Annotated in this window: 24 protein-coding genes and 1 pseudogene; 15 read left to right on the top strand and 10 right to left on the bottom strand. The window is 68.9% G+C overall.

Annotated elements, in window-relative coordinates; genetic code table 11:
* Window positions 1-16: 16 nt before the first annotated feature.
* Window positions 17-142 carry a hypothetical protein gene (locus tag ABD830_RS53870; RefSeq protein ID WP_345003414.1) on the bottom strand — a complete coding sequence of 42 codons (126 nt, stop codon included), beginning with the start codon at window positions 140-142 and terminating at the stop codon, window positions 17-19.
* Between ABD830_RS53870 and ABD830_RS53875 the strand changes: the two genes are divergently transcribed.
* The gene (locus ABD830_RS53875) at window positions 127-753 is read left to right on the top strand and encodes a substrate-binding domain-containing protein (RefSeq protein ID WP_345003415.1); all 627 of its coding nucleotides are present in this window, start codon (window positions 127-129) and stop codon (window positions 751-753) included. The genes ABD830_RS53870 and ABD830_RS53875 overlap by 16 nt on opposite strands.
* Before the next feature lie 193 nt (window positions 754-946).
* Here the strand turns inward: ABD830_RS53875 and ABD830_RS53880 are convergent, their stop codons facing one another.
* Complete coding sequence (locus tag ABD830_RS53880) at window positions 947-2,143, bottom strand: MFS transporter (RefSeq protein WP_345003416.1); 1,197 nt, start codon at window positions 2,141-2,143, stop codon at window positions 947-949.
* Window positions 2,144-2,248: 105 nt separating this feature from the next.
* Here ABD830_RS53880 and ABD830_RS53885 point away from each other — a divergent pair, with 105 nt between their 5' ends.
* Complete coding sequence (locus ABD830_RS53885) at window positions 2,249-2,695, top strand: winged helix-turn-helix transcriptional regulator (protein ID WP_345003417.1); 447 nt, start codon at window positions 2,249-2,251, stop codon at window positions 2,693-2,695.
* 42 nt (window positions 2,696-2,737) lie between these two features.
* On the top strand, window positions 2,738-3,568 hold the full coding sequence (locus tag ABD830_RS53890; RefSeq protein WP_345003418.1) for a maleylpyruvate isomerase family mycothiol-dependent enzyme: 831 nt from the start codon (window positions 2,738-2,740) through the stop codon (window positions 3,566-3,568).
* 21 nt (window positions 3,569-3,589) lie between these two features.
* Here the strand turns inward: ABD830_RS53890 and ABD830_RS53895 are convergent.
* Window positions 3,590-3,909: pseudogene (locus ABD830_RS53895) on the bottom strand (IS701 family transposase); the annotation flags it as partial.
* A 56-nt stretch (window positions 3,910-3,965) separates the two neighbouring features.
* Window positions 3,966-4,394 (bottom strand): hypothetical protein, encoded by a 429-nt coding sequence (locus tag ABD830_RS53900; protein ID WP_345003419.1) that lies wholly within the window; start codon window positions 4,392-4,394, stop codon window positions 3,966-3,968.
* Between the two features lie 540 nt (window positions 4,395-4,934).
* Between ABD830_RS53900 and ABD830_RS53905 the strand changes: the two genes are divergently transcribed.
* Together ABD830_RS53905 and ABD830_RS53910 are read left to right on the top strand one after the other, a co-directional pair.
* A complete protein-coding gene (locus tag ABD830_RS53905) occupies window positions 4,935-6,332 on the top strand; it encodes an FAD-binding oxidoreductase (protein ID WP_345003420.1) in 1,398 nt (465 codons plus the stop codon).
* Between the two features lie 467 nt (window positions 6,333-6,799).
* A complete protein-coding gene (locus ABD830_RS53910) occupies window positions 6,800-7,573 on the top strand; it encodes a SigB/SigF/SigG family RNA polymerase sigma factor (protein WP_345003423.1) in 774 nt (257 codons plus the stop codon).
* A 43-nt stretch (window positions 7,574-7,616) separates the two neighbouring features.
* On the opposite strand, the gene ABD830_RS53915 is transcribed toward ABD830_RS53910, so the two are convergent.
* Entirely contained in the window at window positions 7,617-9,089 is a 1,473-nt protein-coding gene (locus ABD830_RS53915; RefSeq protein ID WP_345003425.1) for a DUF4303 domain-containing protein, read from the bottom strand.
* Window positions 9,090-9,258: 169 nt separating this feature from the next.
* Between ABD830_RS53915 and asnB the strand changes: the two genes are divergently transcribed.
* Both asnB and ABD830_RS53925 read left to right on the top strand, forming a co-directional pair.
* Window positions 9,259-11,073: an asparagine synthase (glutamine-hydrolyzing) gene (gene asnB / locus ABD830_RS53920; RefSeq protein ID WP_345003426.1), complete on the top strand. Its 1,815-nt coding sequence runs from the start codon at window positions 9,259-9,261 to the stop codon at window positions 11,071-11,073.
* 298 nt (window positions 11,074-11,371) lie between these two features.
* Window positions 11,372-11,830, top strand: coding sequence for a hypothetical protein (locus tag ABD830_RS53925; RefSeq protein ID WP_345003427.1), 459 nt, complete (start codon window positions 11,372-11,374; stop codon window positions 11,828-11,830).
* An 80-nt stretch (window positions 11,831-11,910) separates the two neighbouring features.
* Here the strand turns inward: ABD830_RS53925 and ABD830_RS53930 are convergent, their stop codons facing one another.
* Window positions 11,911-12,057, bottom strand: coding sequence for a hypothetical protein (locus ABD830_RS53930; protein ID WP_345003428.1), 147 nt, complete (start codon window positions 12,055-12,057; stop codon window positions 11,911-11,913).
* Window positions 12,058-12,182: 125 nt separating this feature from the next.
* On the opposite strand from ABD830_RS53930, the gene ABD830_RS53935 reads away from it, so the two are divergent.
* Window positions 12,183-12,764 (top strand): DinB family protein, encoded by a 582-nt coding sequence (locus ABD830_RS53935; protein WP_345003429.1) that lies wholly within the window; start codon window positions 12,183-12,185, stop codon window positions 12,762-12,764.
* Between the two features lie 426 nt (window positions 12,765-13,190).
* On the opposite strand, the gene ABD830_RS53940 is transcribed toward ABD830_RS53935, so the two are convergent.
* Together ABD830_RS53940 and ABD830_RS53945 are read right to left on the bottom strand one after the other, a co-directional pair.
* Window positions 13,191-14,831: a transposase gene (locus ABD830_RS53940; RefSeq protein ID WP_345003430.1), complete on the bottom strand. Its 1,641-nt coding sequence runs from the start codon at window positions 14,829-14,831 to the stop codon at window positions 13,191-13,193.
* 227 nt (window positions 14,832-15,058) lie between these two features.
* Entirely contained in the window at window positions 15,059-15,676 is a 618-nt protein-coding gene (locus ABD830_RS53945; RefSeq protein WP_345003431.1) for a TetR/AcrR family transcriptional regulator, read from the bottom strand.
* Window positions 15,677-15,756: 80 nt separating this feature from the next.
* Here ABD830_RS53945 and ABD830_RS53950 point away from each other — a divergent pair, with 80 nt between their 5' ends.
* The 4 genes from ABD830_RS53950 to ABD830_RS53965 all read left to right on the top strand — a co-directional run bounded on the left by ABD830_RS53950 (window position 15,757) and on the right by ABD830_RS53965 (window position 20,260).
* Window positions 15,757-17,817 carry a protein-arginine deiminase family protein gene (locus ABD830_RS53950; protein WP_345003433.1) on the top strand — a complete coding sequence of 687 codons (2,061 nt, stop codon included), beginning with the start codon at window positions 15,757-15,759 and terminating at the stop codon, window positions 17,815-17,817.
* 115 nt (window positions 17,818-17,932) lie between these two features.
* The gene (locus tag ABD830_RS53955; RefSeq protein ID WP_345003434.1) at window positions 17,933-18,058 is read left to right on the top strand and encodes a hypothetical protein; all 126 of its coding nucleotides are present in this window, start codon (window positions 17,933-17,935) and stop codon (window positions 18,056-18,058) included.
* Window positions 18,059-18,213: 155 nt separating this feature from the next.
* The gene (locus tag ABD830_RS53960; protein WP_345003435.1) at window positions 18,214-18,531 is read left to right on the top strand and encodes a hypothetical protein; all 318 of its coding nucleotides are present in this window, start codon (window positions 18,214-18,216) and stop codon (window positions 18,529-18,531) included.
* Window positions 18,532-18,940: 409 nt separating this feature from the next.
* Window positions 18,941-20,260 carry an aminoglycoside phosphotransferase family protein gene (locus tag ABD830_RS53965; RefSeq protein ID WP_345003436.1) on the top strand — a complete coding sequence of 440 codons (1,320 nt, stop codon included), beginning with the start codon at window positions 18,941-18,943 and terminating at the stop codon, window positions 20,258-20,260.
* A 134-nt stretch (window positions 20,261-20,394) separates the two neighbouring features.
* On the opposite strand, the gene ABD830_RS53970 is transcribed toward ABD830_RS53965, so the two are convergent.
* Window positions 20,395-20,844: a dihydrofolate reductase family protein gene (locus ABD830_RS53970; protein ID WP_345003437.1), complete on the bottom strand. Its 450-nt coding sequence runs from the start codon at window positions 20,842-20,844 to the stop codon at window positions 20,395-20,397.
* A gap of 117 nt (window positions 20,845-20,961) precedes the next feature.
* Between ABD830_RS53970 and hemC the strand changes: the two genes are divergently transcribed.
* The gene (gene hemC, locus ABD830_RS53975) at window positions 20,962-21,960 is read left to right on the top strand and encodes a hydroxymethylbilane synthase (protein WP_345003438.1); all 999 of its coding nucleotides are present in this window, start codon (window positions 20,962-20,964) and stop codon (window positions 21,958-21,960) included.
* A 189-nt stretch (window positions 21,961-22,149) separates the two neighbouring features.
* Window positions 22,150-22,428, top strand: coding sequence for a mycothiol transferase (locus tag ABD830_RS54630; RefSeq protein ID WP_378521027.1), 279 nt, complete (start codon window positions 22,150-22,152; stop codon window positions 22,426-22,428).
* On the opposite strand, the gene ABD830_RS53985 is transcribed toward ABD830_RS54630, so the two are convergent.
* Window positions 22,373-23,248, bottom strand: coding sequence for a winged helix-turn-helix transcriptional regulator (locus tag ABD830_RS53985; RefSeq protein WP_345003439.1), 876 nt, complete (start codon window positions 23,246-23,248; stop codon window positions 22,373-22,375). The genes ABD830_RS54630 and ABD830_RS53985 overlap by 56 nt on opposite strands.
* Window positions 23,249-23,296: 48 nt before the next feature.
* Here ABD830_RS53985 and ABD830_RS53990 point away from each other — a divergent pair, with 48 nt between their 5' ends.
* On the top strand, window positions 23,297-24,532 hold the full coding sequence (locus ABD830_RS53990) for an MFS transporter (protein WP_345003440.1): 1,236 nt from the start codon (window positions 23,297-23,299) through the stop codon (window positions 24,530-24,532).
* The last annotated feature ends 23 nt before the right edge of the window (window positions 24,533-24,555 follow it).

Consider the following 24,555-nt stretch of genomic DNA (forward strand, 5'->3'; position numbering starts at 1 on the left):
AAGCCTTGGCGCCGCCTCACTCGGAGGTGCGCAGGCGGCGCTCGGCCGGCGGGATCAGCAGCACCTCCAGCGCGCGGGCGCAGACCCGCGCATGCGTGACGAACCAGCCGATCCGAAACTCTTCCCATGGCCACAGCCGCACTCGACACCATCTGGTTCACCCGCTGTCCCGTGCCCACCGCGACGGGCATCGCGGCTGACCAGGGCTGGCCGGCCGGGGAGTTCGCCGCCGACGGGATCGAGGTCCGATCCCTGCAGGATGACGACCCCGGCGTCCCCCGCGAGACCCACTACACCCACGCCCTGACCGGCCTGTTCCGCGAGGGCGGCAACGTGCCCGCGCTCTGGGCGCGCTCGCGCGGCGAGGCCACCAGGCTCATCGGGCTCACCTGGATCGAGGAGCGGCAGGCCATCCTGGTCCGCCCCGGCACCGCCCTGGAGCATCCCGTGCAGCTCAAGGGCCTGCGCCTGGCCGTTCCCCGGCGCCGCATCGCGATCGACTTCTGGCGGGCCATGGCCCTGCGCGGCTTCCACGGGGCGCCGGGGCTGGCCGGGCTCGGTCTCGGCGACGCCGAGACGGTGGACGTCGATGCCGATCATGACCACCCGAGTCGGCTTCTTCCCCCAGAACAACACCTTGTGGGTGGCCCGCCACCGCGACCTGCTGCCCGGCGTGGCGTGGGTGGACCTGAACTCCCTGGGCCGGGGCGCACCGGTCGATCCCACCAGGGCGCTGCCGTCCGCCCACAGTGATCATCTGTTCGACGGCGGGTACGACTTCATCGGCACCGGCTCCACTCCCCCGGTCACCGCCCAGGCCAAGGGGCACGACATCGTGTACGTGGCGATCTCGGGACCGCGAGCACGCCGCCGACCTCTTCCACGCCAACGGGCTGATCCAGAAGCAGATCTCGGTCGCGGACGCCGTGCCCCCCGAGGTGGTCGATCACCAATACTGAGCGCCTTTACACTGTAGATTCTCACTGTGGATCGGGCTCCCCTTCCTCCGGCCACGGACAGCTGCCTGGCCGGCCCAGACGGCCATCGCGCAGGCCGCGAATCCGGCCCCGAGGAGGCTGGAGCCCATCCAGCCGTGGGCGGTGAAGACGGCGGTGGTCGCGGCTGCGCCGAGGGCGGAGCCGAGTGAGTAGAAGACCATGTAGCTGCCGATGACGCTGCTGGTGCGATCCGGATACGCGACGGTGAGCAGGTGCTGGTTGCTCACATGCACGGCCTGGACCGCGAAGTCGAGAACCACGGTTCCGGCGATGAGGAGCCACAGCGACCACGACAGCTGTGCGATCGCCGCCCACGCGAGGATGAGCAGGGTGAGCGCGAGACCGGTGACGCGGGCCGCCCGCCCTGCGTCCGCCCACCGTCCCGCGCGTGCCGCGCCGAGTGCGCCGGTGAGTCCCGCGAGGCCGAACAGTCCGATCTGGCCCTCGCTCAGCCGCCACGGCGTGTCCGACAGCGGCAGGGACAGTCCGCTCCACAGGGTTCCGAACGATGCGAACAAGAAGAACGCGATGAGCCCGCGCGTCAGGAAGACGCGTTGCCCGAACAGTCCGCCGAGTGAGACGACGGCCCGACCGTATCCCGCAGCCCGGTTGGGACGCTCCTCTGACGGCAGTACGACGAGGACGAGGGCCGCGAGCCCGAGTGACAGCACCGCGAGCACGGCATAGACGCTCCGCCAGCCCCCCACCTCGGTGAGCATGCCGGTGACGATCCGCGCGCCCAGGATGCCGACCACGACGCCCGAGGTCACGACACCGATGTTCCGTCCGCGTTCGGCAGGCGGCGAGACCGACGCGGCGTAGGCCACCGCGGTCTGCACCACGACCGCGAACACCCCAGCCGCCGCGAGCCCGACGAACGCCACCCATGCGGTGGACGCCGAGGCCGTGAGGATCATGCCCACCGCGGTGAGCGCCAGGTGCACGGCGATGAGTCGGCGTCTTTCGACCACATCGCCGAGCGGCACCAGCAGCACCAGCCCCGCCAGATAACCGACCTGGCCGGTCGCGACGATCCAACCGGTGAGTTCTGCCGGCACACCGAGATCGCGTCCCATCGGCCCCAGAACCGGCTGCGCCGCGTAGATGCTCGCCACAGCGACACCACACACCACCGCCAGCAGCAACCGCCGCCACACGTCCATCGCACTCCAACCTCAATCAGTAGCAGATTGCAACCAATTTGACCGTAAGACATAATGGTTTCAATCCGCAACTCATCGGGAGGTGTCATGGTGCGCACCCCGGACACCGACTGGACCGACCCCGAGTGCCCCGTCGCCCGCACGCTCGATCTCGTCGGCGACAGGTGGAGCCTTCTCGTCATCCGCGACGCGATGGACGGGGCACGATCGTTCACCGAGTTCCAGCGACGCACCGGCATCGCCCGCAACATCCTCACCGACCGCCTCCGCAGGCTCACCGCTCACGGGCTGCTCGCCCAGCGCGCCGCGCCCTCGGGCCGCCGCCAGGAATACGTGCTCACCGACGCGGGCCGCGATCTCTTCCCCGTCATCGTCACCCTGCGGCAGTGGGGAGAGCGCCACGCCTTCGCCCCCGGCGAGACCCACTCCACCCTCGTCGACCAGCACGGCGCCCCGGTGCCGGAAATCGCGCCGACCGGCGCCGACGGCACCCTCCTCGACACCGACACCACCCACGTGCGGAAGACCAGGTAGAAAAGTTTCATCAGGGCGTTGGGGCTTCGATAGGGTCGGACCATGTCGATCTTCGGCCCGCTCGTCGATGTCCGCCCCCTGTTCCCGCGCGAGCGGCAGGCCATGCTCGACCTGCTGGGCTCCCTGTCCCCGGCCGACTGGGCCAGGGCGACGGTCTGCCCGGGCTGGGACGTGCACGACCTCGCCGCGCACGTGCTCAACGACTACATGCGGCGTCTGTCCGGTGCCCGCGACGGCCATGCCGGTGCTGTCTTCGCCGATGACGAGACGCTGCCCGCCTACCTCGCCCGTACCAACGACGAGTTCGTCAGGGCGGCCCGCCAGCTCAGCCCGCGACTGCTGGTCGAGCTGCTGGAGCAGCTGGGGCCTCAGCTCGACGCGGTCTGGGCGGCGCACGATCTGGAGGCTCCGGCCGGCTTGAACGTGTCCTGGGCCGCCACCGACGTCGACAGCCCCGGCTGGCTCGACGTCGGCCGCGAGTACACCGAGTTCTGGGTCCACCAGCAGCAGGTGCGCGACGCGGTCTGCCTGCCAGGGGGGACGGAGCCCGAGCTCATGGCGCCGGTGCTGGAGATCTTCGCCCGAGCCCTGCCGTTCACGTTGCGGGCGCACGACCGCCCGGAGGGCACGGTGGCCGACCTGGAGGTGTTCGGGCCGGCCGGCGGGCGGTGGAGCGCGGCGTGGCGTGCGGGCCGGTGGCGGATGGAGACGCCCGGCGGCGAGGCCGCCGCGCACGTCTCGATGGATCAAGATACGTTCTGGCGGCTCGCGACCAGGGGTATCGGCGTCGAGGAGGCCCGTGCGCGGGTCAAGGCGAGCGGCGACCCGGAGCTCACCGCCGCGATGACGACCTTGCTGGCTGTCGTCGCCTAGTACTCCAGTGACACTTCTCGATCATGGTTCGGATCTGCGCTGGCGGTGGTACGGGCTCTCGCTTGCTGACGGCGACGCCAGTCCGACCAGCGCATGATGGCCATGACCGGGTGAGCTGTGGTCAGCACGAGCGTGGCCAGTAACCGGCGGATCTCGGGCAGCGTCAGGGGGATGCGGTCGTCGGCGGTGCTGGTTGGCTGAGCGGCGGCGATCACGGTCAATAGGGCCAGGGCGATCATGGCCAAGGTGACGTGCCGGTGCCAGGCCGTCCAGCCGCGCACCTGGTAGTGGTCCAGCCCGACCTGGCTCTTTGCGGCTTGGAAGGACTCCGCCACCACCCACCATGTGACCCCAACGCCTCAAGATCGCTAAATGTCACTGGAGTAAAGCGACAAGATCAGAGCTTGCCCGTGAAGGTGGTGGTGTTGTTGCACAGGGCGGTGCCCGGAAGGCAGCGCCGAGCCTTGATCACAACCGTGTCGGCGCCCTGCCGGGCGGCGACGGAGAAGCCGAAATCTCTGCTGCCCTTCTTCCGGCCCGCCTCCCTGCGGCCGCCGGTGCCGCCGACCCCCTTGCCCGCTTTGGAGAAGCTGACCTCGACGACCGCCGTCCACAGATCCCGCTTGGTGTCGTTCACAGTGCCCGAGGCGGCGGCGTAACCGTCACCGCACACCATCCACACGTATTTGACATAACCGTGCTTGGTGTTGAGCGTTCCCCCGCCGCCGGAGCAGCTCCGCGCGGCGGCTGTCGCCGGGCCGGGAGCCAATGCGGTGAGAGCGACGGCGGCGGCGACGAGTGTCTTTAATCCGGAGATATTTCGCATGATCGGCAGTCTAGGAGAACCGCTTGCAACCCACTGTCAGGCGCGCATCCGGCCACGAAGCCGGCGTCGGAAGATCTGCCCAACGTGGAGGACTTGTAGGGGATCTGGATGGTGGGGGCCGGTTACTGGTCACGCTCGTGCTGACCACAGCTCACACGGTCATGGCCATCATGCGCTGGCCGTACCGGGTGGCGGCGCTCACGGACCCGACGTCGGTGGCCTCGACTCGTTGGTCATCAGGTCCCATCCACGTGCGTGCGAATATCGATGTGGCCCGCATGGACCCCGCGCCACATATTCCCGATTCGAATCTTGGGGACGCTGTCGCCGCGTAATGTTTGCGGACCGACGCGCCAATACGCCCGCAAATCGAAACGCAGCGCGAAAGAGGTTGCGCACCATTTGGATTGAAAGGGTCTTTTTGCAGAGTCGGTGACCTGGAGGACGATGTCCGAAAGTGGACAAAGTCAAGGCGTAGCACTTTCCGGGTGGAGGTGATACGACCCAGTCATCCCTGTGTGCTGAAACATCGGAGGCGACGTGACGCCTGAGGACGCGTTAACCGCGTTGGCTGACGGCTTCGACGGCGAGGTGATCCGGCCTGAGGACGCCGGTTACGAGTCGGCCCGCCGCGTGTGGAACCAACTGATCGACCGCAAACCCGCTGCCATCGCACGCTGCCGATCCCGGAACGACGCCGTCTCGGCGCTGGCGGTCGCCCGTGACACCGGGCTCGAGCTCGCCGTACGCGGCGGCGGGCACAGCTTCCCCGGCTTCTCGACGACGGAGGGCGGCCTGGTCCTCGACCTGGGCCCGATGAAGCAGATCGTCGTCGACGCGGAGCGTCGGACGGCCGCCGTCGGACCCGGCGTGCGGTGGGGTGAGCTCACCGCGGCTGCCGCACAGCACGGCCTCGCGCCGGTCGGCGGGCACGTCGCCGATGTGGGCGTCGCCGGGTTGACGCTCGGAGGGGGCAACGGCTGGTTCGCGCGGGTCTTCGGGCTCGCCTGCGACAATCTCGTCGCGGCCGACGTCCTGACCGCTTCGGGAAAGATCGTCCGCGCGAGCGCCGACGAGAATCAGGACCTCTACTGGGGTCTGCGGGGCGGCGGCGGCAATCTCGGGATCGTCCTCGAGTTCACCCTGCGCCTGCACCCGGTCGACCGGCTGCTCGGCGGGCTGGTCCTGCACCGGTTGGAGGACGCCGCCGACGTGCTGCGCTTCCTCGCCGGGTACGGCCAGAGCGCCCCCGACGAGGTCAACGTGGCGGCGGCGATCCTCGCCGGTCCGCCGGCGCCGTTCGTTCCTCAGGAACTGCACGGGAAGCCGGTGCTCGCGCTGGCGATGTGTCACGTCGGGCCCCTCGCCGACGGGGAGCGCGAGCTCGCGCCGGTGCGTGGGTTCGGCAGGCCGTTCGCCGACCTGGTCGAACCGACGACGTTCGAGATACTGCAGCACATCTTCGACCCGCAGAGCCGGCCCACGCCGTATCACATGCGCTCCCACCTGGGCGGTGCGATGACCGAGGAGTTCATCGCAGCAGTGATCGAGCACGGCGGCGGGCTGAGCTCGCCGGACAGCGGCGTGATTCTGCTGCCGATAGGCGGCGCGGCGGCGCGGGTCGCGACCGACGCCACCGCCTTCCGGCACCGGGAGGCGTCCTACTGCCTGGAGATCGGGGCGGCCTGGTCGGCGGACGACGAGAACCCGCAGAGGCACATCGACTGGGCCGACCGCCTGTGGGCGGAGACACGGTCATGGGCCATCGGGGTGGAGGTCAACCACCTCGCCGACGAGGGTGCTGAGGGGGTTCGCCGGGCCTACGGCGACAACCTCCAGCGGCTCGCCCACGTCAAGCGAACCTGGGATCCCGACAACCTTTTCCGGCTCAACCAGAATGTTCCGCCCGCCACTGCCGACGATCCCGGCTTGCGATAGCCGTCCAGTCCACCGTCGACCCCTCGGGCAGAGCCCCGGCCGCCTTGAAGACGGCCGGGGCAGCCTGGCGCTCGCGCCCGGACCGTCTACGTGTGTCGTGCGCTCACGAAGGCGACGACCTCGGCCGCGAACCCGCTCGGGCTCCTCAAGGTGACCGAGGTGTCCGCTGCGCTCCAGGATCAGCAGGCGCGAGGCCGGAATCAGCCGGTGCAGCTCTTCGGCCGATGTCCACGTCCGGGTGGCTGCGGCAGGCCTGGCGTAGACATGCGTGGGATCTCGAGCACTGATGATCACTACTCCCCGCATCAGTTATGAATCTGTTACCGCCGGAAGGTGATGGGAGCGCCGCCGTGGGGGATAGTGGATCTCGAAGTCCAGCAGAGGGCTTCCTCTCACGCGAACCAAGGCGTGCCTCTGCATGGGCTTTTTTCCATGGACGGGGCAGCCATCACATCCGGGAGAAGCACGTGCCCGTCCTGACCCCCACCTCCGACCAGCTCACCGCTGAAGACCTCCTGACCCGCCTGGCCGACCCGAACATCTCCGACCTGGACGCGGCGCGCATCCGTGAGCGTCTGGTGGACATGCATGAAGGACTGGTGACCGAGATCACCCGCCGCTACCGCTACCGCGGCGAGTCCATGGACGACCTGCGCCAGGCCGCCTACGTGGGGCTGATGAAGGCAGTCAACGGCTACGACCCGACGCTCGGACACGAGTTCAGGGGATACGCCATGGTCACCATGCTGGGCGAGGTCAAGCGGCACTTCCGCGACCGCACCTGGGCTGTCCGGGTGCCGCGCGTCTACCAGGAACGCCGCATCGAGATCAACAAGGCCACGGCCGAGCTGACGCAGGTCCTCGGCCACTCGCCGACCGTCGCCGAACTGGCCGCCAAGCTGGGCATCTCCGAGGAGGACGTGCTGCTGGCGATGGAGGCCTCCACCGCCTACTCGGCGCTGTCGCTGGACGCGCCGGTCGGCGGCGGCGACGAGGACGCGGCCGAGCTGGGCGACCTGCTGTCCGCGCCGGACCAGTCGCTCGACACACTGCTCGACGCGCACGCGATCAAGCCGCTCATCGACGCCCTACCGGTTCGGGAGAAGAACATCCTGCTGATGCGTTTCTACGGCAACATGACCCAGTCGGAGATCGCCAAGGAGTTCGGGATCTCGCAGATGCACGTCTCGCGCATCCTGCGTGCCGTGCTCGCCAAGCTACGCACCGCGTTGACGGCCTGATCCTCGGCCCTGGCCGCCGAGCGGAACGTGCGGGCTGGTCCGGTCACCCGGCCGCGACCGTCCAGAGATGGACGGGTGGGCCGGCGTCGACGTCCCGGCCTGCGGCGGCGAGGTGATGGCCGTCGACGAAGACGACGGCGGCCATGGACTCCTGCACGCCGCGCAGTCGTTGCAGGTGCCGGCCGGTGCCGACCTCCCAGGTGTGGACGTCGCCGTTGTCGTGTGCCGAGGCCAGCAGCGTCGCGTCGGGTGAGAAGGCCAGGTCCGTGGGTTTTCCGGGAGCTGACGCATCGGCGGACGGCGGCTCGAACGTCCGCCCGGCGGCGAAACCGTCGTCTCGCCGATGCCACAGCCGGATGTGACCCGACTTCTGGTCCGCGGTCGCCATGATGCGGCCATCGGAGGACCACGCCAGGCAGGCGCATATCCGCGGGGCGGCGCGGATCAACTCCGGATCCCGCCGCAGTGACCCGTCGGACGCGTCCACCAGCGCGACGCCCTTGACGCCGACGTTGCCGGTCAACGCCAGCAGCGTCCCGTCGCTGCTGAACCGCAGGCCGGACGCCGGGCGCTCCAGCCGCCACAGCTCCTGTCCGGTGGCGACAGCGCGCGCTTGGACGAACCCGTCGCAGACGGCGACCATGACGGCCCCGTCAGGCGAGACCGCGATGGCGCGAGCGTTCGGAATGCCCAGGTCGTGGTGCGTACCGCCGGGCAGTTCGACGCGCAGCAGCCTCTTGTGGTCGGTCACCAGCAGCGTCCGGCCGTCCGCCGAGATCGCGGCGTCGCGGTAGTTCGCCTCGTGCGCGGTGGCCAGGAGCTCACGATCGTCGTTCAGGTCCCAGGCGAACAGCTCACCGTGGGAGCCGCACGCCATCAGCAGCCTCGCGTCGGACGCGTACGCCAGCGCGGTGATCTGGTAGGCGCCCTTCGACCCGAGCGTGACGACGTCACCGATGGGCTCGGGGACGTCCAGGTAGCGCTCCAGACCCGCGACGGCGGCGGGCGGGTTGAGCCGTCGCGCGTTCTCCAGCCGACTTCGATCGCTCTGGTCGCCCTGGAGCACGGTGACGATCACCCGGTCGCGTTCGGCGCCCTGGCCGAAGAATCCCTCCGCGTCCAGGAGGGCCAGCGCACGAAAGCACGCCTCGAAGCGGGCGTCCACCTCGGCATCGAGGGCGTCATCATCGCGCTGCCAGGGGTCACCACGGCTTTCGAGCAGCTCAAGAACACCGGCGAAGTGCTCCTCCCCCAGCATGTGGTGCGGCCAGTCCGCCGGATTCCAGCGAAGATCATCCGCCTGCTCCGCCACGGTGCCCCCGAACTCGTCGGCGTACCGTCGCGCCACCCGCCGCAACCCCTCCTCAGAGCCGCAGGTCGGCAGGATGTAGGCGGCGAACGCATCTGTATACAGCGCGTAACAGTAGAACGACTCATCCGAGTTCAGCTCACGCGCCTGGGTGAAGGCGGCGCGAGTGGCGGTGAGCAGACGAGTCACCAGATCCTCGATCGTCATGCCGCGATCCTTTCAAACCGTCTGAGCTCAATGAGTTGCCGGCGGATGGTGAGGGCTGTCCAGGCGCCTATGGACCGATCAGCTCTGTGCGGTTATGTTGCGAGGGCGCAAGGCAAACTGTCAGGCCGACGCCAGGGAGCACCAGGACATCGTCTGAGAGGACCCACGCATGTGCGGCATCGCCGGATGGGTGGACTTCGACCGCGATCTGACCGACGAGCGCGCCACCGCCCTCGCCATGACCGAGACCATGAGCTGCCGGGGCCCGGACGACCAGGGCCTCCACCTCGGCCGCCACGCCGCGCTCGGCAACCGCAGGCTGGCCGTCATCGACGTCGAGGGCGGCCACATGCCCATGACGGCCGACGGGCTGGCCGTCATCACCTACAGCGGCGAGGTCTACAACTTCGGTGAACTGCGCGCCGAGCTGGCCGCCAAAGGCCACCGCTTCCGTACCAGGAGTGACACCGAGGTCGTGCTGCACGGCTACCTGGAGTGGGGCGAGGCCGTCGTCGACCGGCTCAACGGCATGTACGCCTTCGCTCTCTGGGACGAGCGCACCCAGGAACTCCTCCTGATCCGCGACCGTATGGGTATCAAGCCCCTTTACTACTATCCCCTCCCCCACGGCGTGCTGTTCGGCTCCGAGCCCAAGGCGATCCTGGCCAATCCGCTGGCCCCGCCCGTGGTGGACATCGACGGCCTGCGCCAGCTCCTCAGCCTGGCGAGCCTCCGGCAGCGGCCGGTCTACAAGGGCATGTACGAACTGCCTCCGGGCCACCTGCTGCGCGTCAGCAGGCAGGGCACCCGGCTGCGCCGCTACTGGGCGCTGGAAGCCCGCGAGCACACCGACGACCTCGACACGACCGTACGCACGGTGCGCGAGCTGCTCGAAGACATCGTCAGCAGGCAGCTCGTCTCCGATGTCCCGCTCTGCAGCCTGCTCTCCGGCGGCCTCGACTCCAGCATCGTCACCGCGCTGGCCGCCAAGCGCGGGCGGATCCGCTCGTTCGCCGTGGACTACGCGGGTTACGCGGAGAACTTCCAGGCCGACGAGCTGCGCGGCGACCCGGACGCGCCGTTCGTGCGGATGCTGGCCGAGCACGTCGGCTCCGACCACACCGACATCGTCCTCGGGCCGGACGAGCTGGCCGACCCGAGCCTGCGCGCCGCCGTCGTGCGTGCCTGGGACGTGCCCCACTTCGTCGGCGACATGAACTCATCGCTCTACATGCTGTTCCGCGCGATCCGCGAACACTCCACAGTGGCGCTGTCGGGTGAGTCCGCCGACGAGGTGTTCGGCGGGTACGCCTGGTTCCACCTGCCGGAGGCGGTGCAGGCCGACACCTTCCCGTGGTTGGCCATGGTGATGCGCGAGCATCAGCCGACCGACATCCTGGACACGTCGCTGTTACGCCGGCTCGACATGGACACCTATACGGCCGATGGCTACCGTACGGCGCTGGGCGAGGTGCCCCACCTGGACGAGCAGGACGAGCGCGAGCGGCGCATGCGCGAGATCTGCTACCTGCACCTCACTCGCTTCCTGCCTTTCCTGCTCGACCGCAAGGACCGGATGAGCATGGCCGTCGGGCTGGAGGTGCGGGTGCCGTTCTGCGACCACCGCCTGGTCGAGTACGTCTTCAACACCCCGTGGTCCATGAAGACGTTCGACGGCAGGGAGAAGAGCCTGCTGCGCGCGGCCGGGGCCGACCTGCTGCCCGAGCCGATCCTGCGCCGCGTCAAGGCCCCGTACCCGGTGACCCAGGACGTGGGCTATGAGCAGGCGCTCCGCGCGGCGCTGCGCGAGGTCGCCAGCGACAAGGAGTCCCCGGTGCTGCCGCTCCTCGACCCGGCCGCCGTCCGTGCGGCCGTCACGGACCCGTCCGAGAAGGTGACCACCACGATGACGCGGTTCGGCCTGGAGCTGGCGCTGGATCTGAACGTCTGGCTGACCGACTACGGCGTCCGTCTGGACCTGTAGGGGGCAGCAGATGTGCGGGCTGGTGCAAGCGGCCACCTGACGCCGGCGCTCGGCGAGCAGCTGGTGCCGCCGTGACAGCGGCCCGGCTCCTCGGGCCGCTGTACTGGTACTGGGTCATGCTCCGCGACCGCGGTGGCAGCGGCGCTGCGCGCGTTCGAGGAGGCGGGCTCCGCGAGCCGGCCCAGGTCGAGATCACCGGCCGCAACTCGTTCCTCGTCATGCTCGCCTTCCTAAACTACAGGCATCGGAACGGACAAGGCCGGCCGCCAGGCTCCACCCATCAGCGTGAGGAAGAACGATGGCATCGATCGTCTTCGGGACATTCGCCGTCATTGCCGTGATCGTGGGCGTGGTGCTGTTCCTCGTGTTGAGGCGGAAGCCGCACACCCGGGTCGGGGCGTACGTCAGCGCGACATTCGTCTTCCTGGCCGCAGGGATGCTCGCCATGGGCGCCATCTCGTTCGCGAGCCTGGAATCCACCGCACTGAAGACCTTCACTCCGGAGGAGCGCGCCGCCGCGGTGCCGTGCAACGCGGCGGTCCTGAAGGCCGAGCAGACATCCAACAAGCTCAACGGACGCTACATCTGGCAGCTGCGGCTCCGCGTGATCCCTCAGGCCGGCGACCCCTACCAGATCGAGCGTACGGCCCGGCTCACCTCGTCCATGGGGGAACGCCTGGAGCGGGGGGAAGTCGTGCTTTCCTGCCTGGTGGCCCCCACCGACCACACCCGGATCGAGATCCCGGCCCTGGCCTGAGCCTTCCACGCCGGAGCCGGATGACGCCGCCGGAGACCTTCCGGGTCGTCCCGATCGGTCGAGGCGACCCGGGAGGCGACTCAACCAGACATGTACACGATGGAGCCGGTCCAGCGCTGGGCGGCGTCCCGGTAGACGCGGAAGAGCTCGGTGTCGAAGCACTCCTTCGTATCCGGCGTGACGCAGAAGGCAGGGGACTCACCGTCCGGACACTCGCTGCGCGTCATGGCGCGTCTCGACGCACTGTTCGCCGAGCCTTAAGAACCGCTGAGCCACCACCCAGCCAAGTGATCCGACGCCGCCCTCCTCAGGCCATCAAACCCTTCAGCGCAGCCTGACAGAATCGTGACCCATGATCGACGATTTCGCGAAAGACAACCTGCACGCGAGACTGCGGCGGGACCGCAAGGCGTTGCTCTGGAAACTCGACGGCTTGTCCGAATACGACGCCCGCCGACCTTTGACAGCGACCGGGACCAACCTCCTCGGCCTGGTCAAACACGTGGCCACCGTCGAGGCCAGGTACTTCGGCGAGGTCTTCGACCGCCCTTCCCCGGAACCGCTGCCCCGGTGGCAGGACTCCGACGGCAGCCACTGGGCGACCGAGGACGAGACCCGCGATCAGATCATCGGGTTCTACCGGCGCACGTGGGAACACTCGGACGCGACGATCAACGAGCTTCCCCTCGACGCCCCCGGCCACGTGCCGTGGTGGCCGGAGTCAACGCCGGCCTGGCACACGAACCTGTTCGCCATCATGGTCCATGTCCTCGGCGAGTCCACCCGGCATGCCGGGCACGCCGATATCCTGCGCGAGGGCCTCGACGGCCGGACCGGGTTGCGCCCCGAATACGAGGAGCAGATCGACGAGGAAGCCCGTGCAGCCTACTGCGCGAAGATCGAGCAGGCCGCCAGGGCGGCCCGCACCAATTAAGCTAACCACAATCGCGCCACCGTGGCCCTGTCAAGGGCGGGGCCACGGTTCACCTCCGAGCAAGATCACTTAAACGCCACATGTCGGAGTGCTGCGGCGCGCCCTCAACGACCTCGAGGCGTTCTCCGCACGCTCGGTTCTTCTTGGGACCGGGCTACGTTCGGCCAACTTGGCCTACGCGAAAGAAGAGATCATCGTCCTCTGACCTGCTGGAAGGGTCCTCCAACCCTAGGTCGCTGGTGTTAAGCGGTCGATCCCGGCCGGTTGAATCTCGATCGCGATCTGCTGAGCCGGGCCTGTGATCGAGCTTGGGTGGCCCGGCCTTTGCGGGGTTCGGGTCAGCCCTGCTCTGCCGAGTTATCCACAGGGGTTCCGAAGGGTGTCCGCTGGCCTTCCGTAACCGTGGCGTGCGGTTGTTCTCCCTGGTCAGGCCATTGTCGCTGCCCATCGCCCGGTTGAGGTGGAAGTAACGCCGAGCACCGCCAGGCGTGCCAGGTTGACAGCGGCGGCCAGCAAAGAAAAGTCCGCGTCGACTTTGGCGGTGCCGCGCATGCGGGCGCGGCGTCCGCCATGCCGTCGCCGCATCAGATGCGCGATCTTGCGTTCGACCTTGGGCCGGGTGGCGCGGTATCGGGCCAGCCAGCCGGGATCGGCACTGTTGGCCCGGCCCCGGGCCAAGTGTGCCTCGTGCGGGCTGAGGTTGATGTCGCGGCCGTCCTTGGCGGTGGTGCACCGCTCCCGGAGCGGGCATCCCGCGCATGCGGAGCCGAAGGCCGCCACGCCACTGCCATTGCGATGCCAGCGGATCTCCTTGACGATCTGGTTCGGGCAGATCACCCGCCCGGCCTCCAGATCGACGGTGAAGGCATCCTTGGTGAAGCGACCTCCGGGCGCGCTGGAGGGCTGCGTCTTGACCATCGCCTCGATTTGCGCCCGGTCGAGCTTGGCAAGCATCGGCCCGGTGCCGTAGGCGGCATCACCATAAACCTCGGCCTGCTCGGCCTGCTCGGCCTGCTCGGCCTGCTCGGCCTGCTCGGCCTGCTCGGCGTGCTCGGCCTGCTCGGCCTGCTCGGCCTGCTCGGACAGGAGGTCAGCCAGGAGTTCGGCGGCCGGTTCGGCATCGCCCACGTTGCCTGCCGTCACCCGGGTGGCAGTGATGATCTCGCTGTCGGGGTCTTCGGCGATGTGGCCTTTGTATCCGTCGAACGAGCGCTCCACCGTCTTGCGGCCGTGTCGCGCCTCGGCATCGACGGTGGAGATGACACGGTCCTTGGCCACCTTGCGGGCGATCCGAAACACCCCGTCCTCGCCGTGCTGCAGGTCCTGGCCGAGCACGGTGGCCAGCAATCGTGCCGCCTGATCGACCTCCTCAGCCACCTTCCGTCCGTCCAGCACGGCTAGCAGCGCGAACCCATCGCGGGCCCGCGAGTCGATCAGCGCCTCCCGCTCCGCTTGTTCGGTCCAGTCGATGACCGGCTTACCGAGATCGGTGTAGGCGTCCCCGCTGGAGATCACCGCCCGCAGCGCGACCCGCAACTCCCGGTCGGAGGCGCGCAGCACGCCCCGGATCGCCGAGCGGATCAGCGTGATGGTGTCCTGGGTGGCCACCGCGTCATAGATCGGTGCCGAGTCCAGCACCCGCTTGCGGCCGATCAGCCCGGCCCGGGCGGCCACCTCCACGGTCCGCTCGAAGATCCGGTCTGGCCGGTCGGAGGCGGCCAGCCGGGCCCGCATGTCCACCAGCACGGTGTGCACGAACCCTGGATGGTCGAAGTCCAGCCCGCCGGCGGCGTACTTCCACCGCACATCGAAGGCGAACCGATCCACCGCCTCGCGATCCGACAGCCCCTCCAGCCGCTGCAGCACCATCACCACCGCCACGATCATCGGCGGCACCGACCGGCGCCCATCCTCAGCGAACAGGTCGGCGAACATCTCGTCCGGAAACAGATTCCGGCACTCACGGTGCAGCACCGTGTAGATCGAGTTCGGCGCCAGCCGACCCTCGACAAAACTCACCGTGGAGGACAGCAACCCCGGCTGCATCGGAGTCTGGCCCACTGCCATCGCTCGGTCTCTCCCCGCTCCCGGTGACCAACACCGATCACCATGGCACAACAGGCGAGACCGACGCGAGATAGATCAAAAAACACCAGTCACCTAGATAACTATCGCGCTCGCTCCGTCACTCAAACTTCGATGGCACACGCTAACCTTCGCTGTCACAGGACACCTGCTCGCCGACCTCGACGTCCGCCGGCTGCGCCTTCTCCTGACGCGGGTTGCCCGAACCGCTACGTGGCCAGCGCGCCGAGGTGGGTGCGCACGACTTCCAGGCAGTCGTACGCACCCACCAGCTCGGGATGCAGTACGGCGTTCATGGCGAGGCCATCGACGAGCGCCGACAGCCGCTCGGTCTCCACGTCGAGCCGCAGCCCCCGCCGCAGGGCGCCCCTCGCCTCCAGGCGTTCGAGCACGTGGCCGACGAACTCGCGCGTGCCCACCGCCACCTGCGAGGCCAGGTCTCGCAACGCGGGGTCGGTTCTGGAGGCGGCGGCGAAGTCGAGAAACACCGTGACTTCGCCGCGACGCCGCTCGTCAAGGGGCAGCAGCTCACCCAGCAACCGCGCGCACAGCTCCAGCAGCTCCTGCGCGGACAGCACTGCCAGGTCGCCCGCCTCCTCGATCGCCGCCCGCAACCGCTCGGCCACCCGTTCGATCATCGAGCCCATCGCGAAGCGCATCAGCTCCTCCTGCGTGGCGAAGTAGTGACGCAGGGAGCCGATGTTGAGCTGGGCCTCGGCGGCGACAGTGCGCAGAGACGCGCGTTGCAGGCCGTCACGCACGACGACCCTGAAGAGTGCGTCCACCACCTCACGACGGCGTTCGACGGGATCGACTATTTTCGGCATGGCATTTTTATATCACACCTGTGATACTTTGGATTTATCCCAGCCGTGATAAATCCCTCGAGCAGAGTGAGGAAGCCCAGATGCCTGCGCGAACGACCACCGCCGCCTGCGCGGCAGTGGCCACGCTCACCGGAGCCTGGCCGCTCACCGTCCCCACGTCCGCCTCCGCCCCCACGTCCGCCTCCGCCCCCACGTCCGCCTCCGCCCCTGCCTCCGCCGGGCCTCTCTCCGCACTGGCGCTGCTGGCCGACACCGACCACGACGGCGAGGTTGATGCTGCGCCCGCCGGTGGCGGTTCCGGGGAGGCGATCTTCCTGCCCAACCTCGACGACAGCCAGCGCCGCTGCCGGGTGGCCGACGCCGACCTGGACGCTCCCGGTGGTGCGGCTGACGTTCGGCTGGCCGCCTGCAACGACGCCGCAGACGCCCGCGTGAACGGCGAACCCGACGCGGCCGACCTGGCGCGGCTGCGGCTGCCCGCCATGACCGGGCTCGGCGACGCCGCCACCGGGCTGCTGAGCGTCGACGTTCCGGACAAGGCGCGGATCTTCGTCCGGCGCGACGGCGACCGTCTGGCCGCCGACTTCAGGCCAGCACTGCCCGAGGGCGGCGGCCGGCTCACCGCCGCCGAGCTACGCGCCGGGCTGGAGTTCGGCGTCGAGGGACGCGACATCGTACGCGACGGGGCCCACTGGGACGGCCGGCTGACGATCACCCTCACCGTGACCGACCGCGGCCGGCGCCAGGTCGCGCGCGCCCGCATGCGCGAGGCTCCTCTGCTCCTCCAGAACGATCTGCAACCGGCCGTCGAGGTGCTGGCCGGCAAGCCTGGCGCGGGCCCCGGCTCACCGCCTGCGCTGCCGTTCCCCGACGGTCTGCCTGGTGGGTGGCAGGAGTTCGCCCGCGATCTGCGCGGCGCCACGCGCGCCGCCGGAGTGCACGCGCCCAGATTCGTCGCGGGCACGTCGCAGTGGTGGAAGGACACCTGGTGGCAGGACATCTTCGAGCCGACCACCGCCTCCATGCCCGTGCCCGGCGGCGTCAGGACCATGCGCGTTCTGGTCAGGTCGGGCAATGTGGTGGATCTCGGCGACGCGAACGCGCCCACGCCCCGTCCCATGGCCAGGCTGCTCTTCCGCGACCTGCGCGGGCCGGGGGTCGCCGTCGTGCAGCAGCTCACCCTCACCCGCCGCGACCACCTGACCGACCTGCGCAACTCCACGGGCAACGTCGAGTCGCTCCCGCCGTACGCCGGTCACCCGCAGGGACGGCTGGTGTACGGCACCGGCCGCACCCGGCGCCCCGACCCCGCCTTCGTCCGCCTGCTGACCGGCATGGGGCAGGGCCTCCAGCCGCCCGTGGTGCTCGACACCGGCTGGTTGATGGTCGGCCACGTGGACGAGACCCTGCACGTCGTACGCGCACCCAACGCGCGCGGATGGACGCTCATGGTCGCCGACCCCCGCATGGCCGCGCGGCTGCTGCGCCGGGCCGAGGCCGCCGGAGCCGGCGGCACCCGGCTGTTCCCCGGCTCCCCCACGGTCGCCGGGCTGCTGGGCGACCGGGCGCTGATGACCGCCAACGACCGGGCCGCGAGACACATCGACACGCAGATCGACACCATGCTGGCCGCGACGGGTCTGCGGCGCTCGGAGGTCGTGGGGGTGCCCGTGCTGTTCAGCGCGAGTGAGGCCGATCCGGCACTGCTGAAGGCGTACACGCCCGGCATTCCCAACGGGCTGTCGCTGACGGCCCGCGAGTTCGCCGCGCCCGCCCCCTATGGCCCGGTCGTCGGCGGGCACGATCTGTTCCGGCAGGCCGCGCGGAGCGCGCTGGAGGCTCAGGGCGTGCACGTACGCTGGGTGGCGGACCTGTCGTGGGCGCACCTGCTCGGCGGCGAGGTGCACTGCGCCACCAACGCCCTGCGCGACACCCGCTCGACCGCCCGCTGGTGGACGCACCAGCAGCGGCGCACCCACCAGAGAAACAGTCTCTCTCCGTCGCTTCCCCGCGAAGGAGGACCTTGGTCGCCGCCGTCTTCTCCGATCACATGGACGTCTACGCCGTCGCGGTCGCCGTGGCCCTCGACGACCCCGACCCTTGGCATGGTTTCACCGGTTACATCGAGACCGACTGCGTGATGCAGGCCGCCGACCACGGCTTCGCCGACGTGCTGACCTTGACCTTCCCCACCGCCGAAACTCTGGAGGAGCGCCGGCAACGAGGCGTACGAGGGGATGGTGCAACTCATCAACTGTGCCAGTCCTTCGAGGCTCCGGCCCGGGGCCCGCCTCTCCCGTACGCGACGCCCTCTACAAGGCCATGCTCCGCGCCGGCCCGGCGGGCACCACGCAACGCGCGAGCGCCCCGAACCTCCGGTGACCGAGTTATGGTCTGTTGATCAGTGCCGTCAGGGCGGCTAGCCTGATCGCCGTGCTGCCGGAAGGCGGGGCCGAGGCGATCACGTCACGCGGACAGAGCCCCGGCCACGACAAGCTGCTCGACCACGCCGCCATGGAGTTGGGGACCGACTGACGATGAGCGCAGAAGAGGATTTCAAGCAGGTCGGCGCCGAGCTGGCCGACCTGGGTGTACGGATCTCCAGGATGATGGGGAGTCCCGCGCTCAAAGATCAGATGGGGAAGGTGTTCGCGAGCCTGCAGCGCGACGGCGCGATGGTGTTCCGGCTGGTCAGGGATACCCCCGAGCACACGGCCGCGCTCGAGCTGCCCGGGGCGTCCCTGTTCGACCCCATGGGGCAGGGCAAGGTGATAAAGGACTGGGTGGTCGTGCCCCACTCCTACGCCGAGAAATGGACGGATCTGGCCGAGGCCGCCCTCAGCCGCCCACGCTGATCAGTAGGCCACGTCGGTGTGAGGCGTCGCGGATCAACGACGCCTACGAGCGGGTGCTCTCCTCCGATGGGCGGTACCGCTTCGTGATCGACGCGAAGACCTTCAAGACCTTCGCCTGACACTCGCGGCAGCAAGGACGATCAGCGGCCCGCGATACTGCTCCAGCGGTGTGGCCGATGGCTGCTCCGTCACGTTGACCACTTCGATGCGGCGACCGTCCGCGGGGCGGGCGCGCTGGAACCGGCGGACGAGATCATGGACTCGAACGTCATCACCGCCGCCCCCGCCTGGGTCGGTGTTCATCGAGGAGGCCCGGTGTACGAGGCCGCCGCGCGGGCCGAACCCGACCGGCTCGGTGTCGTTACACTGCGCTGTCCCGCGAACTCCGTTGATCCTTGGAGGGTTGATCATGTCGCTCGAACCCGTGGAGGCCGTGCTGGTAGTCGTCGACCAGGGCGGTGACGTGCTCTGCGACATGGCCGGCGACCAACCGGCGCTGCCGCGGATCCGGTTCGACGTCAGGTGGCCGCCGATGGACAGCGAGCTGACCGATCGTGTTCGTCGCGAACTCGGGCTGGCCACGGTGGTCCTGGAGCCGTTGGACTTCACGACAGTGGTACTGCTGGCGGCGGGCGGGACGCGGCCGGACTCCGCCGACGGGTTCGCGTGGCACGGTCATGATGCGGTGATCGGGCAGAGCCTGGTGCTCGACCGCAGGACGGCGCGAACCCCGCCGCCCGCCTCCGACTGGTTCAGGCCCGGCTGGTTCGAGCGAGCCGAGTCCTACATCGACGGGGAGATAAAGGCCGCCGGTCGCGTGCGGCTCGGTCCTACCCGCCAGATCAAGCACTGGAGCATGTCCGCCGTACTCCGCACGCCGACTGACCGGGGTGACCTGTACCTCAAAGCGGTCCTGCCGAGGCTGGCTCGCGAACCGGACATCACTCGATATCTGGCGTCATTGCGCATCGCGCCGTTCGCCACCATCACCGCGATGTCACCCGGTGACCGCTGGTGGCTCGCCGAGGACTTCGGCGGTGTGGACGGCTGGGCCGCCTCCAAGGAGCAGCGTCGCGCATGCCTGACACAGCTGGTCATGGTGCAGAAGGAGACCGTTCACCGCGGGGACGAGCTGATCGCCGCGGGCTGTGTCCCGCTCACCCCGGCCTCGCTGGCCGACGGCGTGCGGTCAACCATGGCCCGCGACGACGTCTGGCGGGCGCCCAAGCTTCCGAAGAACCTGAACCGGGCGCTGACGGACGAGGAGGCCGACCGGCTGCAGGCACTGACGCCGTACCTGGTCGAGTGCGCCGAGCGCCTGGACGAGGCGGCCATCCCGGCGACGATCGTCCACCGCGACTTCCACCCCGGCAATGTGGTCGTGCGCGACGATGAGATCCTGTTGCACGACTGGAGCTTCGCCACCGTCACGAACCCGCTGTTCGACCTGGCCTCATGGCTGCACGACGCGTCCGAGCCGGACGCCGCGACCTACCTCGACACCTGCTTCGCCGCCTGGGCCGACACCGTCGCTCCGGAACGGATGCGGGGCGCATGGCGCATGGCCAAGCCGCTCGCCGCGGTGGTGGAGATCATGAAGCTGATCGAGCTGGCCGACATCGTCGGACCGGATCACGACTTCAACTGGCTGCCGATGACCTACGGTTGGGGCCGGCGGCTGCTGAACGCGGCCACCGACCCCGACCTGACCATCAACGGTTGGCGATAGCAGCGCCCGATCGGGACACCTCACCGTCGTGGCCGGAACGCTCCCGGCCACGAGCAGCTTGCAGGGCAAGCGGCTCCCCTTTCATGTCCTCACCGAACGCGAAGCCCGTACGCCCGAGGTCCGCACCTGGTCAGTCAGGGGCGCACGTAGCGCCGGAACATGGTTCCTGCGGCGAAGGAACGGTGCTCGACCAGGCGCAGCCGCAGCTTTTCTCCCACCGGCGGGTACGGCTTGCCGCCCCCGACGATCATGGGGAGCGCGTACACCCAGAACTCGTCGATCAGGTCCAGCAGGGAGGTGGCCAACCCGGCGCCGCCGAGCTGGAGGGTGCCGTCGATCTCCTGCTTGAGGCGTGTCGCCACGGACACGGCGTCCTTGCGACGGACGATCGGGACCCGTTCGGGGGCGGTCTGGTTCTCCGCCTGTGAAAGTCGTCGTCCGGGTCCAGGAAGTCCATGCCACCGTCGCGATCCTCGATGTAGCCGTCGATCGAGGTGTTCATCCAGTAGATGACCTTGCCCATAACTCCTCCTTGGTCGTAAAGGTCGTCCAGAGTGGAGACCCGATGGAGCGCCGGAAATCATCGCAGGCAGAGCGGCCTCCTCTCCCGATCGGGCCAGAATCGTGACCGAGCACTACGGCTTGTAGTTTTGAGCTCTCCGCCGACACGGCTGAAACCACGACCAGGAAGAGCACACGACGTGAACCCTCTGACCGAAGTCGTCCTCGACCGATTCAGCGAAACTCCCCTACGAATCGGCACCCGTACGTCCACCATGGCGAAGATCCAGAGCAGCCATGTCGCTGAGCTGATCACAAGGCTCGTTCCCGGCATCGCCATCGAGATCGTGCCGACGCAGGTCAGCGCCGACCTGTGGCCTGGCGACCTGGCCGAGATCGGCGGCAAGGGTGCCTTCAGCAAGGAAATCGACCGCGCCTTGACCGGCGCACGGATCGACATCGCTGTTCATTGCATGAAAGACGTTCCAGGTGACGTGCCCCTCGCAGAAGGAACCGCGTTCGGCGCCTACCTGCCGCGCGACGACGTCCACGACGTCGTGGTCACCCGCGGCGACGTCCCCTTCGCTGATCTCCCGCCCGGATCGCTCATCGGCACCAGCTCCGTACGCCGCCACGCCCAGCTCAGCATCCACCGGCCCGACCTCAGGACCGAACGCATCCGCGGCAATGTCGACACGCGTCTGAACCACCTGGACGAGAAGGACAGCAAGTACGCCGCCCTCGTCCTGGCCCGCACCAGCTTGATCCGCCTCGGCCTCCTGGACCGCCACCACGAGGTGCTGCCCCTGGAATTCCACAGCGCCGAGGAAGGCATCGTCTCCATGGTGCCGCCCGTGGGCGCCGGCGTCATCGGCCTACAGGCCCGCAACTCCGACACCCCGGTCATGCGGCTCCTGGACGAGCTCAACCACCCGCTGACCGCGAGTCACATCCTCGCTGAGCGCACGATGCTCCACCTGCTGTCCGGCCACTGCAACAGTCCGATCGCGGGGCACGCCTCCACCACCCCGGACGGACAGATGGGCCTGTTCGGGATGGTGTTCAACCCTGACGGCAGCGCCTTCGTCCGCTCCCAGGCCTGGGGTGACCACTCCGACCCGGCCGCGCTGGGAGCACGCGTCGCCGCCGACCTGCTCCACCAGGGCGCCCGCAACCTGATCGCTGCCACCCGGAAATGACCTGCGGGCCCGACGTACGGGCCGATCTCGCGGACAGCTCGCACGGCTGCGCGGATCAGCGTAGGCGCGTGCCCTCTTCTCCTCCGGCCAGAATCCCGATGAGGACTTCGACGGCGCCGTACCGGATCCCGCGGTCATCGCCGACGCCTGGCAGGCCTGGCGGGAGCCTACGTCGCAGAGACGCCTCACCTGGATGTCGAAGGCCACGACGCCTGGCGCGGGCGGGTCTCGCCGCGCTGGGTGCTCATCCACATGATCGAGGAGTACGCCTGGCACAACGGCCACGCCGATCTTCTCCGCGCATGCATCGATGGGCGAGAGGCCTGTGAGCCAGCACACCTGCGGCATCGAGAACACGCGGGAGGCGATGTACGCCTTCCGCACAGCGGCCAGCGACCCTGTCCCCTCCCGCTCATCGGCCGCGGACGAGGGCGAGCATCTCTTCCACGGAGCCGGCCGGATCATTGATCGGATACTGGACCGCCCGGATGATCGCGTCCGGATCGACCAGCAGGGTGAAGCGCTTGAAACGGTCGACTCCGGCCGCTCGGAAGGTCGGCAGCAGCAGCCCGGCCGCGAGCTTGCTGTCCTGGTCGGACAGCAGAGGGTAGGGCAACCTGGCGTGCGCGACGAAGGCGGCCAGCTGGTCGGGTCGCTGGGTGCTGACACCACGGATCGCGGCACCCGACGCCTCGAAGTCGGCATACCGTGACGCGTAGGTCAGCGACTCCAATGTGCAGCCCGTGGCGCCCGGGATGTCGGCCCATCCGGGTGGGTAGTCCTGGGTGCCGGGGGCGAAGGCGCCGGGGAAGAAATAGAGCACGGTCCAGACGCCGCCCGGCGCGTTGGGCGCGACCGGCTCGCCGTCGTGTCGTTCCAGGACGACGTCCGGCATCTTCCGATCGACCAGCTCATGCACCCGGCGGGCCTCGGCGGACCCGTCCTCGCTGGTAGCGGTCAGTGCCCCATCCCCCATCACATATCTGGTGCCCCAGTCCTGGAGCGCGATGAGCGCCGGCAGCAGGCCCTCACCCTTCGCGGTCAGCAGGTAGTCGTAGCGCGGCGGGTGATCGGAATAGGCCCGCTTCTCCAGGACCCCATGTGCGACAAGGCCGGCCAGGCGCTCGGCGAGAGCGCGGCGGCTGACGCCGAGCGCACGCTGGAGGCCGTCGAAGCGGGTGGTGCCGCCGGCGATGTCCCGCACCACCAGGAACGTCCACCAGTCGCCGATCACTCCAAGCGCTTGCGCGATCCCGCAGTCGGCGTCCGGTAGATCAGCTCGTTTCACATGTCGAGTATAGTGCGTTCCATTCTGAAACTCACTGGGAGCGCGATGATGACAGTCGACAGTGCACGTGGTACGAGCGTCTTCTGGCGGTGGTGGACGGCCGGCACCATCAGCGCGGTCGGCTCAGCGGTGGGCGCAGTGGCGCTGCCGCTGACGGCGTTGACGGTGGTCAATGCCTCCGCGTTCGAGATGGGCATGATCGTCGCCGCCAGTTACGTCGCCTGGATCGTGATCGGCCTGCCCGCCGGCGTGATGGTGCAGCGACTACCCATGCGAAGGGTGCAAATCGCCGCTGACCTGGCTCGCGCGGCGGCGGTCATCTCGATCCCGCTGGCATGGTGGCTGGACTGTCTGACGGTCGCCCAGCTGGTGATCGTGGCACTCGTGATCAGCTTCGCGAACGTCATCTTCGACGTGGCCAACTCGACCTTCCTGCCCTCGATCGTGAGCAAGGAGCAGTTGCAGTCCCGCAACAGCCTGACCTCCGGCACCCAGGCCACGACTCAGCTCGGCGGACCGTCCGTCGGCGGTCTCATCGTCCAGGTGCTCGGGGCGGTGCCCACCCTCCTCATCGACGCGGTCAGCTATCTGGTCTCAGCTCTGCTGCTGCGGACCCTGCCCGAACGCCGCGCCGAGGCCCCTGACCGCTGGCCGCCGGTGCGGGCGATGATCCGCGAAGGCTGGCGTTACGTCGTGCACCACCCGGTGATGGGCCCGTGCATGTGGGCCGCCACCGCGGCGAACACGGTCTGCGGGGCACAGCACGCGCTCTACGCGCTGTACCTCGTACGCGAGTTGCACGCCGCACCCGGCCTCGTCGGCCTGCTGTTGGCGGCGGACGGGGTCGGTACGCTGCTCGGCGCCGCGTTGACGAACCGGATCACGGCCAGGTTCGGGACCGCCCGGGCCCTGATCGTCGCCGGATTCGTCTCGCTCGCGGGGGCGCTTGTCATTCCTCTCGGCGCCGGCTGGCAGGCCTTTGTCGCCTTCGCCGCCGGCAACGTGGTTTTCTCCGTCGGTGTGGTGGTGCTCAGCGTGGTGACCCGCACCTACCGGCAGATGGCGAGCCCGCCCGAACTGCTGCCCCGGGTGATGGCCACGGTCCGCTTCGTCTCCTGGGGCGCGATCCCGATCGGCGGCTTGATCGCCGGGGTGATCGCCGGAATCGTCAGCAGCCGGGTCACCCTGATGGCTTTTGTCGTCGCGGCCGCCTGCATCCCGTTGGTCCTGCTGGCCTCACCGATCCGGCGCCTGCGCGATCTCAGCGATTATCACCAGGGATAGGTCCCTGACTGTCCGCAATCCCG

This window comes from Nonomuraea helvata (assembly GCF_039535785.1).
In the GTDB taxonomy this organism is placed as follows: domain Bacteria; phylum Actinomycetota; class Actinomycetes; order Streptosporangiales; family Streptosporangiaceae; genus Nonomuraea; species Nonomuraea helvata.